Here is a 12,565-nt window from a genome sequence, read left to right as displayed (position 1 = left end):
ATCCAATAACTAAAAACTTTAAAAAAATGGAACATCAAATAAATTTAGACGGAATAGAAAATCAACCGACAAATACAGCAAGAATGTCAAAGGAAATGATGGAAAATGCTGTTGACCAAATGAACAGAATTTCAGAGGAAGACTATGCCAAAATTATGGGTATGGTAAAAGTCTGTAAAAGAGAATGGAGAAGTTTATTACACAAAACACCAGATGATTATGGAATGAAGGGATGGGAAGACATTTACTTTCAAGCAGATGATGGTGTGCCTTTAAACGGTTGGTATATCCCTGCCAAAGGTGGTGAAAGTGATAAACTGGTTATTTTCAATCACGCATTACCTATGAGTAGAGCAGGTTTTCAAGGGCATATGGGAGAACCTTGGAGCGGTTTTGAAGCTGTAGAAATAGACTTCGTTATCCAAATGAAACATTTAACCGATGCAGGGTATAACGTATTAGCTTATGATATTCGTAATCACGGACAGAGTGGTACTGCAAATGATGGTATGTGCGGTATTGGGCTATTGGAATGGAGAGATTGCGTGGGCGTAAAAAAGTATGTGGATGCACACCCTCGATTAGGTAAAATGAAAGTGGCACTTTATAGTCAATGTATGGGTGGATGCTCTCAATACGTGGCGATTGATAAACGTCCAGACTTATTTGAAAACGTAGCCTGTATGTGTAGCCCATTAGTACCTTCTATGCGTTCAATCTACAATGCCTTTTCAAAACTATTGGGTGTCAATGATTATTTAGACCTGTTGGATTTTGAATTGATTAGAGCAGGTGGATTTACTCGTGATGAAATGGATCCAAAACTATACACTAAAAACATCAAAATGCCATTATTAATGTGGCAGGTAAAAGATGATGCTTGGGTAGAAAACCCAGGCGATGCACAAGCTACTTTTGATACGATTCCAAGTAAGGAAAAACACTTACACTGGATTGAAGGTACAACACACCGTTTTAAAGATGGGTATAACTATTTTGGAAGAACACCAGAGAAAGTGTTAGCTTTCTTGGATTCTCATATGAAATAGAAAACATATTAATCATAAAGCCGAAGTTCTGTGCTTCGGCTTTTTATAATATTAGAAAAAATGAAAAACGCACTCATATTAGGAGCAAGTGGAGCAATTGCACAACACACCATAGAAAAATTGCAAAAAAATAATAATATTAATTTAACCCTTTTCGCAAGAAACACTAACAAAATAAAGCAGTTTGAAAGCCCTAACACTAAAATCGTAGAAGGTGATGTGTTGAATAAATCAGATTTAAAAGAAGCATTAAAAAACAAAGATATTGTATATGCTAATCTTTCAGGGGCAATGGAAAATTTGGCTAAAGCAATAGTTTCCGAAATGGAAGAAAGCCAAACAAAAAGATTAGTTTTTGTAACCTCTTTAGGTATTTATAATGAGATACCAGGCAAGTTTGGTGAGTGGAACGACAGAATGATAGGCAACGCATTAAAAACCTATCGTAAAGCGGCAGATATTATTGAAGCATCCGATTTAGACTATACCATTGTAAGACCTGCTTGGCTACAAGATGAAGATGAAGTGAACTTTGAAACAACTCAAAAAGGAGAAGATTTTAAAGGTACTGAAGTATCTCGTAAAAGTGTAGGTAATTATATAGCAGACCTCATCGAGCATCCAGAAAAAGACAGTAAAGCAAGTATAGGCATAAACAAACCAGGTACACAAGGAGATAAACCTTCATTTTACTAATTCAATCACAATTGAAATTAAAGAAGAAATATAAAAAGATGATTTGGGCAATTTTAGGTGTTGGTATATTAACAATCCTTGCTTTTGCTATAACGATTGTAACTATTGATTCCAGCCAGTATAAGCGTAATCAAAAAATTATTCAGTCACTAACAGAAACTCAAAAGCCTTCTAATACGTTAGTGGTATTTTTTTCTCGTTCAGGTAATACAGAACTAATGGCAAAAAAAATTGCAGAGTTAGAAGAAGCACACGTTTTACCTATAACTTCCAATAATTACAACATTGGTTTTAAAGGTTGGTTTCAGTCACTAAAAGATGCAAGAAATACAGAGGCAGAAATTACAGCAACAACAATAAATTTAAAAGAATACGATACCATTTACATAGGTTCACCAATATGGTTGTATAGTCCAGCACCACCCATTTTTGAGTTTGTAAGCAATAATGATTTCACCAATAAAAAAGTGGTGTTGTTCAATTCTATGAATAGCAAGTTTGAGCCACAGTATATAGATGAATTTAAAAATAGTGTTGAACAAAAAGGAGGAACTTTCTTAAAACACATATATATCATTCGAGGACGTATGACACAGCAAATGGATGTTAATACCTTTTTGAGTGAAGTAGAACAAAAACTAATTAATTAACTAAAAAATATGAACTTAAAAATCGTAAAATCTAAAATTGGTAATGCTAAAATCACTCAAATCGTAGAATGCGACATTAACGAAGCAATGCCAATCATTCTTCCTGATGCTACGCCCGAAGAAATGAAAAAAAATAGAATGGTTAGACAAACCGTACAGGACAGATGATTATTTAATGAACGCAGATTCACAGGCATTCTTTGTGGAAATGAACGGAAGGTTATTTGTTGTAGATACTTGCGTTGGTAATGAAAAAGAAGTATTGGGGTTCGATGGTTTTACCAATCTTAACCTACCCTTTTTGGATGCTATTGAAAAAGCAGGATTTGACCGCCACAAAGTAACGGATGTTATATGTACACATTTACATTTTGACCACGTAGGCTGGAACACCTACAAGGAAAATGGCGAATGGAAACCAACATTTCCAAATGCCAAATATCACTTTGCCAGAGAAGAATATGAGTATTGGGAAAAGGATGGTTTTAAGAATCACGTCTTAGGGCCTTTAGAAAATGTATCGTTTCACGAATCCATAGACCCTGTTGTAGAAGCAGGTTTGGTAAATTTGGTAGAAATGGATGCAGATTTAGGCGATGGTATTTCCTTTAAACCTTCTCCAGGGCATAGTAAAGGGCACGTTAATGTACATTTCAATGCAGGTGATGAAACCTTTATCATAGCAGGAGATATGTGTCACCATCCTTGCCAAGTTGCACAAACCGATTGGGCAGCAATTATTGATTACGATCAAAAAGAATCATCGGCAACAAGACGTAAGATTTTAGGTGAATTAAGTGGTTCTGATACTTTGGTAACCTGTACTCATTTTTGTAGTCCTTCTTTTGGGCATATTAAAGGTAACGAAACAGAAGGCTTTGTGTTTAAAACTGTAGATAAAACAAAATAAGCTTATGTGGATTTTAAATTCGCATAGAAACCTTTTAAAAAGGCAAATTTTAGGGTTTGCCTTATTTCTTATTATGGGCGATCAGTTTATGGAAGCACAGATTGCGGTAGATGAAAAAGGAACATTCTTGTTTACTGGAGCATCTATGGACATTCCTGGTAACAATAAATTTGTATTTTACTATGGGTATAGTCCATCTGATAATTTTCAAGCTTTGGTAGCATTGCCCTTTTTTAAATTACATAAAAACATTCAGTTTATGCCTGGTTATATGGTGACAAAAACTGATGGAAATGAAGTGTTTACCAATTTACAACATCATTTTTTACCCAGCCTTATTTTCAACTTCAAATTAAGTGAACGATTTACATTAACCGATAGGAATATGTATTTTAGATTAGAACGAAAAAATGCTGATGCTGTTTCGTTTTACAGGAATAGAATAGGGCTTATCTACCACACCAAGCTATTTAAAAAACCTGCCGATATTTTTGTGCACGATGCTATGTTTTGGAGTTTAGAAAGTGGAAAATTTACAAGAAACCGTGTGATATTAGGAACAACTGTAAAAGCTTTTAAGTGGTTGTCCCCACAATTCTGGTATGTATTACAGAACGATACAGGATTATTGCCAAGGCATCAATTTTATGTTATCTTAACTGTGCCTTTAGAAAACTTTGGCGTATTTAAAAAGAAAGAGAAACTAGTTAACAATTAAGCAATGAAAAAAGAACGTTTTGAAGCCATTACAGATGCGGTTATGGCTATTATCATCACAATAATGGCATTAGAGATTGAACTGCCAAGTCTAAATGAAGAAGGTATTAATGAATTTATGGTTCAAATTGGTATCTATATTGTAAGCTATGCTTTTATAGCCATTCTTTGGATAAACCATCACAATATTTTTAAATATGTAAAAATGGTTGATCATACCACATTATGGTTTAACTTTTTGCTGTTATTTTCAACTTCATTAATTCCTTTGGCCACAAGAACAATCGATGAGTCTTTTTATGATAATAAAAGCCACATCATCTTTGCTTTAGTGTTTGGTTCAGCAACCTTATTTTACTTTTTGTTAGATGAAAGAGCAATCAAATTATCTGGAAATAAACATACCGCAGATACTCGTAAAATGAATATTGTAGCCACTATATTATTTATGTTGGCTGTGCCTTTAAGCTACGTGAGTATTTATATATCATCTGCTATATTCGTTTTAGTTCCAACGGCTTATTTTTTATTGCCACGTAAACAAATAAAGGATGAAATAATATAATCGATAATGAATAAAGTAATAATAACAGGAGCTACAGGTATGCTCGGTAAAGCCGTGTTACAAGAATGTTTAGAGCACCTAAAAATTGATAAAGTACTTATCATCAATAGAACCCCATTAGGGTTAAACCATCCCAAATTGGAAGAAATCATTTTAAAGGATTTTTCTAATATTCAGTCTATTGGTGAACAGTTAAAGGATTACGATGCTTGCTTCTTTTGCATGGGAGTATCAGCTTTAGGCATGGATGAAGAAACATACACCAGCATTACTTATACAACGACTAAAACATTTGCCGATGTAATTTATAGCATGAACCCCAATATGGTTTTCAACTATATTTCAGGAGCTGGTACAGATACTTCAGAACAAGGAAAAGTGATGTGGGCAAGAATTAAAGGAAAAACGGAGAATTATATTTTACAAAAAGGATTCAAAAAAGCCTTTATGTTCAGACCAGGAATTATTATTCCAGAAAAAGGAACAAAATCAAGAACAGGATGGTTAAATACTACATATACCCTTATGAGTCCTTTGTTTCCTTTTCTTAAAAAGTTAAGTAACGTAACAACATCAACCAATATTGGTTTGGCTATGATAAATTCACTCTTCTTTAATGTTGATTCAAAATATCTATCAAATAAAGACATCAATTTATTGGCTAATAAATAAATTTTAGAATATGATTGTTACAAAGAACATAAGCTTTTCACGCTTGATGAAAACAACAGGCCATCACTTTCTATGGCTAATTCCTTTAATGGGTAGCATAGCGGTGTTATATCATTTTAGTATAATAACTTTCAAAATACCTTGGATTCCTGTATCTGTTATTGGTACAGCTGTAGCATTTTATGTGGGTTTTAAAAATAATCAATCCTATGACAGATTATGGGAAGCACGTAAAATATGGGGTGGTATTGTTAACGATAGTCGCACTTGGGGTATGATGGTAGATGGCTTTGTTACAAGTCAATTTACAGATAAAGCTATTCCAAAGGAAGAAATAAAAAAGATAAAGAAGAAACTCATTTACCGACACATAGCTTGGCTATACGCACATCGTAGTCAATTATTAGTTCCTACATCATGGGAGCATAGTGCCCAATCAGGACATATAGGTAAATCGGCACAAAAATCTCAAGAAAAATTTGGAGTAGGTTTAATAGATGATGAAGAAACAAGAAGTAGTCTCGACACCTTTTTATTGCCAGAAGAACACCAACGCTTAGTGAATGCAGCTAATACAGCGACACAAATAATCAATGAGCAGTCAAGGGATTTGACACAGTTAAGAAAAGAAAACATCATAGATGATTTTAGGCATATGTCTATGGAAAATGTACTGAGAACGTTTTATGAACTACAAGGTAAAAATGAACGCATTAAAAAGTTTCCGTTGCCAAGACAATATGCTAATATGAGCCGTTATTTTGTGGGGATTTTTATTGCGTTTTTACCATTTAGTATGATACCTGAAATGATGAACATTGGACAATTGGGGTTTTGGTTCTCAATTCCTGTTGTGGCATTAATTGGATGGATTTATGTAGCCATGGAATTAGTTGGGGATTATTCTGAAAATCCATTTTCAGGACTGACCAATGATATTCCAATGTTATCCTTATGTAGGATAATTGAAATTGATCTACGTGAAATATTAGGTGAAAAAGATTTGCCTCCAAGTATTGAGGCTAAAAAAGGAGTATTGATGTAGTTGGTCTAAATAGATTTCTATAATTATTATAATGGTTCCACTTTCTAGCTTATCAATTAAACCTACTAGAAAAACAATATGAGCAATGTCTGAATTCACTGAGACGGGAACGGTAAACATTCTTTAAAGACATACAAAATCAATCTTTTTTATCTTAATTAGGTCATTTGCTAAGGTTAATTATTGTAAATAAATGTTATTCGTTTTTGAAGAAAAAAAATTACTGCATTCGTGTATTTACACCTATTGGATTTCGAATTAATTAGAGCAGGCGGATTTACTCGTGATGAAATGGATCCAAAATTACACACTAAAAACATCAAAATTTCATTATTAATGTGGCAACTAAAAGATAATGCTTGGGTATAAAACCCTAGAGATACCGAAGCTACTTTTGCAACCATTCCATAAATTCAAAGGAAATATTAATCAATCCGAAGAGTAAATCACTGTAAAAATAATTTAATTAAATTTCATAATTAAAAATGCTAAACAACCATTTGACTTGAGCATAAAATTAATGGAAAACGGAGTTATAACGATAATAAACGTTGACGGAGAAGAATTTACGTTTAACAAATTAAACAAACGATTATTCGAACTAAATAACTCTGTAATTACCAACAAAGTCTTTGGCAAATTCAAGGCAGAATAAATTAACTCCCATTTCAACGCAACCATTAGATAATTTTCTCATCTAGTAGAAAAAGCTTACAACAAAGTAAGTTTAAAGAGACTTAGATTTTTGCTTATGGGGCTCTTCTGAACCTTTCGAAACACGAAACGAGCATTTATCTAATTCTCATGTGCTATTAATTAACCAACCCCCAATGAAGCGTAATAAAAACCTAGTTGGGTTAAAAAAATCAAAAATGAAAGTAACGCGTTTAATTTTAGGATTGTTAACAATTGGAATGGTTTCCAGTTGTGAAATGGATGGTGATTTGGGATCATATGAAGTTTATGGAGATTCAGAAGTAACATTACCAGGTGACACTTACAATGAAGTGGGAGAAAATCCCTTTGTCCAAGTATTGGAACAGCCTATTTCCACGTTTTCAGTTGATGCCGATGGCGCTTCCTATGCAAATGTCCGCAGATTCATTCAACAAGACAATCAACTTCCACCAAGCGGAGCGGTAAGAACAGAAGAGCTGATTAATTATTTCAACCTTGACTATGAGTACACCGACCCTACCCACCCTATCTCTTTAAACGGAGAAGTAAGTCAATGCCCTTGGAATACTTCAAATAAACTGATTAGGATTGGTATGAAAGGAAAACCAATTCCACAAAACGAGCTACCCCCTTCAAATTTTGTATTTCTCATTGATGTATCAGGATCCATGGGTGGTGAAGACAGACTGGAGCTATTAAAAAATGGTTTTAAATATTTTGTGGATGAATTGACATCTGCCGACAAAGTTGCCATAGTAACTTATGCTGGGTCAGCGGGAGTTGTTTTGGAGTCAACATCGGGTGACAATAAAACTGAAATAAAAAAAGCTATAGATGCTTTGGGCTCTGGTGGAAGTACAGCTGGAGCCGAAGGTATTATTACTGCCTACGAAATAGCCCAACAAAATTTCGTTGAAGGAGGTAATAACAGAATTGTCATTGGAACTGATGGAGATTTCAATGTAGGCCCATCTAGTCAAGAAGAGCTAATTACACTAATCGAAGAGAAAAGAGATTTTGGCATCTTTTTAACCGTACTTGGTGTTGGACGAGGGAATTTAAACGATGCTGCTTTAGAGCAAATTGCCAACAATGGTAATGGCACATATGAGTACATTGATAACCTTGAACAATTGAGAAAAGTATTTATTTATGATTACAGCAAATTCTATACTGTAGCCAAAGATGTTAAAGTTCAAGTAGAATTTAATAGTGCAAATGTTGAAGCATATCGTTTGATTGGATATGAAAATAGATTATTAAACCAAGAAGACTTCGAAGATGACACTGAGGATGCAGGAGAAATAGGCTCAAACCAAAATATCACGGCTTTATATGAGATAGTCCCAAAAGAGAATCCCAATTACAAAATTGCCCCTACGTTTACAATAAACTTTAGATATAAGCTTCCTGATTCCGATAGCAGTATTCCTCTCGATTTAGAGATCTACGACAAGGGAAACTCCTTTAGTGAAGCTAGCGACTTTATGAAGTTTACAGCAGGAGTTGCATCTTTTTCAATGCTTATCACGGATTCTGAATACAAAGGAGATAGCAGCTATTTAAACGTACTTAACTGGATTGACAACCTGAATCTAAGTGATGAGCACAACTTTAAATCAGAGTTTAAAGAAATTGTGAAGATGACTCAAGAGTTGTAGGTCTAAAATTTCTGTATCTTATATTGTCTTTTAACTGGATACGGCGGACAAACTGAGCCACCCTCAACGGGTTAAACTAAGCATACCTAAATTTGAGGTAAACCCCTGTTTAATAACACTTAATATCTAGTGGCAGATTGGATTGTTATTCCGCTGTTCATAGTTCAGGTTCCGATCCTATCCATCATTCTTAAAAAGGTAGTGCGAGGTAGTTTGAGCTGTTTCTTTATCAATAGGATAAGTGCCTTCTAAATCTACATAAGGGGAAACATGATTATATCTTTAATGTCTAAAAATTGGGTTGTATAAATGTTTTGAGCGTAAATTGTTGACGTTATAACAAACAGTACTATTTATAAATATTTCATATTTGATTGATGTATATTATTCATATTTTTTGAGTTGCTTCATCGCATTAGCCTTATAAAAATCACCAATTGGGATCTCTACCTTACCAATTTCAATATCTTGCTTTGTAAATGCTGAAATTTTTGTTGAATTGACTACATAGGATCGATGCACTCTTAAAAAACGAGCATCTAATTTCTCATGAAAGACAGTTAGCCCCTGTTTTATAATTAAAGAAGAATCTTTTAAGTGAATTTTAATGTAATCTTTGATACTTTCTATATAAGTTATATCATCATAAAAGACTTTAATACTCTTCTTGTTACTTTGAACAAAAATATATGAATCTTTAAGTTTTGAACTTTCTGTAGCTTCAATAGATGACTTGCCTGTATCTATAAACTTTTCAATCGCTTTAAAAAAGCGTTGGAATGTGATTGGTTTTAAAAGGTAATCTACAGCATTTAATTCAAAACCCTCAAGCGCATAATCACGATAAGCTGTGGTAAAAATGACTTTTGGTTTATGTTTTAAATTTTCAAAAAAATCAGTTCCTTTTAATACTGGCATTTCTATATCCAAAAACATTAAATCTATAGTTTCGACTTGTAATATCTTGTGCGCCTCTAGTGCCGAAGAACATGATGCAACTATTTTAAAAATATCGAGCTGAGACAAATGAGTTTCGATTAGCTCTCTTGCCAAATTTTCATCATCAACTATAAGACATTTATAAAGCATTGGAAGTGATTTTTAAGTTTACGGAATATAGGTCTCGTTCATTATTAACGTCTAATATATAACTATCGGGATATAATAATTCTAATTGTTTTTTTATGTTCTTAAAGCCTATAGCTTCTCGATTATCATTATGATTTTTTTCGGAAATAGCTGGCTTTGTATTTACTATTCTAAATTCGATATTTTGAACATCTCCTTGAATATAAATATCAATACGTGCTGAATTTATCTCTTGGCTAACACCATGTTTAAAGGCATTCTCTAAAAAAGTAAGCAAAAGCAATGGCGCTATTTTAGCATCATTCGTTATATCCTTATTAAAACTAACTTTCACACGATTTCCATAGCGCACTTCCTCTAGATCTACGTAATTGTGCAAAAGTGCCACTTCATTTTTTAATAGGACATACTTGTCCTTACATTGGTATAATATATAATCTAATATTTCAGAAAGTTTAGCAATTACTTCAGGTGTCTTATCAGATTTTTTTAATGCAAGCACATATAAATTGTTTAATGTATTAAATAAAAAATGCGGGTTTAATTGATTTTTTAGAGCATTTAATTCTGAAGTTCTTTTCTTCTCTAATAAAATAGCCGTTTCTTTTTGTTTTTTGTAATAATTAAAAATAACTAAAATTACTGTCGGAAAAAGATATTCAGGAATACTGCCTATATATGCTGGCCAGTTAGTAAACCTATCTGCTAGAATAAAGGGTGGCCTATATGAAAATTCATCAGGATAAGAAGGTATTAAAATGTATGCTTTATAAATAGAGTAGCTAATAAATAAAATATAAATTAAGACCAAACAACTAGAGAAAAAGACAAGCTTTCTATTGGCATTTAATAAATATGGGATACCTATTTTTATAATAGCATACGCTAATATTATTTGCAGAATTAGCTTAAAAAAAACAGATTCAAATAAAAATATTTTATTGGTTTCATAAGGCCAAGACACGCTCATGAAATAAATGAGTAAGACTGCCCAGAACAAGACGTGTCCCAATATTTTCTTATTTAAAAATGAAGTCATATCTATTAATTAGTAAACTTTGTTGCTTAAGTAAATCTACAATTTATAGGTTATCTATTGTTTATTAATAGACAGAAATATGATTACAGCCAATAAAAAGCTATAATGCACAAACAAAACGGTTTTTGGTTCAATTTTACATTTCTGTATTCTTAAAGTTTTGATTGGTCTATTTTTTTATTTCCGAATTTAAAAGCGCTATAATTTGGCAACATTAATTATAAATTAAAAAACTATGAAACGTACATTAGTAACAACAGTTGTATTAATTATTTTTTCTACAATGATTGGTGTTGCTCAAAACACTAATCTTGAATATGCTAATTTAATAAGAGATGGTTGGAAACTTTGCTTGGAAAAAGACTTTGCTGGTTCAGCAAAACTCTATGAGAAAGCCTTTAAGCTTAATAATGAAGTCCCTTTGAATGATCGCTATAACGCCTCATGTATTTACGCCTTATCTGGAAATAACAATATGGCTTTCCATCATTTATTTATTACTGCAAACGATTTAAAGTGGGATGATTATAATCATTTAATCAATGATAGTGATTTAAAAGTTTTGCATTCAGATAAACGCTGGGAAGAATTAAAGTCAATCGTCATGCAAAATAAAGAAGAGACTGAAGCGCACTTTGACAAAGATTTGGTAGCTGTATTAGACACAATATATTTTGACGATCAAAGCACTCGAAATCAAATCCGTTCTATGGAAGAGAAGTATGGAAGGAATTCAAAGGAAATGGATGACTTTTGGAAAACCATTCTTAAACAAGATTCTATTAATCTTATTAAGGTTAGTAAAATTCTAGATGAACGAGGATGGCCAAGTAAATCACTTATTGGCAAACGAGGCACTTCTACCCTATTTTTAGTGATACAGCATGCCAATCAAGAAGCTCAAGAAAAATATTTACCCTTAATTGAAAAATCTGTGGCAGACAACAATCTTCCTAAAAGACAATATGCTATGTTTTATGACAGACTACTTTTAAGAAGGGGTGAAAGACAAATTTATGGAACTCAATTAGCTATTAATAATGAACTTAAAACACCTTATGTCCTGCCATTAGAAGACCCAACTAATGTTGATATGCGAAGAGCACAAATGGGACTTAACACCATGCAAGAAAATCTAAATAGATGGAATCTTATTTGGGATGTAGAAACCTACATTAAAGAACTACCAACTATAGAAGCAAAAGAGAAAGAATTAAATGAAAAAAAAATGTAATTTACTTAGATATATGGATGGATAGGGCGGACAAACTGAGTCACCCGCAACGGGTTAAAATGAGTATGCCTAAATTTGAGAAAAAACCTGCTTAATAACACTTCATATCTAGTAGCAGACTGGATCGTTATTTCCACTGTTTATGGTACAGGTTCCCGTCCTATCCAGTTACAGAGCAGCCTCCCGTTGGCAACAAGCCAAAAAATCAATATTTATTACCAATTTGGTAACTCATTTCATATATTTGCGACAAACTAGTTTAATGTGAGAGTAATAGCCAAAAAAACCTTACGAGATTTCTGGGAGAAACACGCTGACCGTGAAGAACAATTAAAGTCATGGTATCGGGAAACAGAAAAATCGGAATGGAATAACATTAACGAATTAAAAAATGATTATCCAAACGCCAGTATTTTAAAAGACAACAGGATTGTTTACAACATTAAAGGAAACAACTATCGGTTGATTGTAAAATTCAACTTTGAATTCCAAATATGTTGGATAAGGTTTATAGGAACTCATGCAGAATATGATAAAATAGACGCAAATAACATCTGATT

The 12,565-nt window shown here is 33.0% G+C and carries 15 protein-coding genes; 13 read left to right on the top strand and 2 right to left on the bottom strand.

What is annotated here, in order from left to right; all coding sequences use genetic code 11:
• The first annotated feature begins 26 nt into the window (after positions 1-26).
• The 11 genes from ACR9EA_RS02785 to ACR9EA_RS02735 all read left to right on the top strand — a co-directional run bounded on the left by ACR9EA_RS02785 (position 27) and on the right by ACR9EA_RS02735 (position 8,643).
• Positions 27-1,049 carry an alpha/beta hydrolase family protein gene (locus tag ACR9EA_RS02785; protein WP_435137215.1) on the top strand — a complete coding sequence of 341 codons (1,023 nt, stop codon included), beginning with the start codon at positions 27-29 and terminating at the stop codon, positions 1,047-1,049.
• Positions 1,050-1,109: 60 nt separating this feature from the next.
• Complete coding sequence (locus ACR9EA_RS02780; protein WP_435137212.1) at positions 1,110-1,745, top strand: SDR family oxidoreductase; 636 nt, start codon at positions 1,110-1,112, stop codon at positions 1,743-1,745.
• A gap of 38 nt (positions 1,746-1,783) precedes the next feature.
• Entirely contained in the window at positions 1,784-2,395 is a 612-nt protein-coding gene (locus tag ACR9EA_RS02775) for a flavodoxin family protein (RefSeq protein ID WP_435137209.1), read from the top strand.
• Between the two features lie 9 nt (positions 2,396-2,404).
• Complete coding sequence (locus ACR9EA_RS02770) at positions 2,405-2,563, top strand: hypothetical protein (protein ID WP_435137207.1); 159 nt, start codon at positions 2,405-2,407, stop codon at positions 2,561-2,563.
• Between the two features lie 7 nt (positions 2,564-2,570).
• The gene (locus ACR9EA_RS02765) at positions 2,571-3,305 is read left to right on the top strand and encodes an MBL fold metallo-hydrolase (RefSeq protein WP_435137204.1); all 735 of its coding nucleotides are present in this window, start codon (positions 2,571-2,573) and stop codon (positions 3,303-3,305) included.
• Between the two features lie 4 nt (positions 3,306-3,309).
• Entirely contained in the window at positions 3,310-4,023 is a 714-nt protein-coding gene (locus ACR9EA_RS02760) for a DUF2490 domain-containing protein (protein ID WP_435137201.1), read from the top strand.
• 3 nt (positions 4,024-4,026) lie between these two features.
• Positions 4,027-4,587 (top strand): TMEM175 family protein, encoded by a 561-nt coding sequence (locus tag ACR9EA_RS02755; protein WP_435137199.1) that lies wholly within the window; start codon positions 4,027-4,029, stop codon positions 4,585-4,587.
• Positions 4,588-4,593: 6 nt separating this feature from the next.
• Positions 4,594-5,259, top strand: coding sequence for an NAD-dependent epimerase/dehydratase family protein (locus tag ACR9EA_RS02750; protein ID WP_435137196.1), 666 nt, complete (start codon positions 4,594-4,596; stop codon positions 5,257-5,259).
• A gap of 10 nt (positions 5,260-5,269) precedes the next feature.
• Positions 5,270-6,304 (top strand): bestrophin family protein, encoded by a 1,035-nt coding sequence (locus ACR9EA_RS02745; RefSeq protein WP_435137193.1) that lies wholly within the window; start codon positions 5,270-5,272, stop codon positions 6,302-6,304.
• A gap of 231 nt (positions 6,305-6,535) precedes the next feature.
• Entirely contained in the window at positions 6,536-6,673 is a 138-nt protein-coding gene (locus tag ACR9EA_RS02740; RefSeq protein WP_435137190.1) for a hypothetical protein, read from the top strand.
• A gap of 461 nt (positions 6,674-7,134) precedes the next feature.
• The gene (locus ACR9EA_RS02735; protein ID WP_435137188.1) at positions 7,135-8,643 is read left to right on the top strand and encodes a vWA domain-containing protein; all 1,509 of its coding nucleotides are present in this window, start codon (positions 7,135-7,137) and stop codon (positions 8,641-8,643) included.
• A 384-nt stretch (positions 8,644-9,027) separates the two neighbouring features.
• On the opposite strand, the gene ACR9EA_RS02730 is transcribed toward ACR9EA_RS02735, so the two are convergent.
• Complete coding sequence (locus ACR9EA_RS02730; RefSeq protein WP_435137185.1) at positions 9,028-9,732, bottom strand: LytR/AlgR family response regulator transcription factor; 705 nt, start codon at positions 9,730-9,732, stop codon at positions 9,028-9,030.
• Entirely contained in the window at positions 9,722-10,771 is a 1,050-nt protein-coding gene (locus ACR9EA_RS02725; RefSeq protein WP_435137182.1) for a sensor histidine kinase, read from the bottom strand. The genes ACR9EA_RS02730 and ACR9EA_RS02725 overlap by 11 nt, the downstream gene beginning before the upstream one ends.
• A gap of 235 nt (positions 10,772-11,006) precedes the next feature.
• Between ACR9EA_RS02725 and ACR9EA_RS02720 the strand changes: the two genes are divergently transcribed.
• Entirely contained in the window at positions 11,007-12,005 is a 999-nt protein-coding gene (locus tag ACR9EA_RS02720; RefSeq protein WP_435137180.1) for a DUF6624 domain-containing protein, read from the top strand.
• 264 nt (positions 12,006-12,269) lie between these two features.
• Positions 12,270-12,563 (top strand): type II toxin-antitoxin system HigB family toxin, encoded by a 294-nt coding sequence (locus ACR9EA_RS02715; protein ID WP_435137177.1) that lies wholly within the window; start codon positions 12,270-12,272, stop codon positions 12,561-12,563.
• Positions 12,564-12,565 lie beyond the last annotated feature (2 nt).

The sequence above is a fragment of the Formosa sp. A9 genome (assembly GCF_051200825.1).
GTDB lineage: Bacteria > Bacteroidota > Bacteroidia > Flavobacteriales > Flavobacteriaceae > Formosa.
This window is presented reverse-complemented; position numbering and strand designations above follow the sequence as displayed.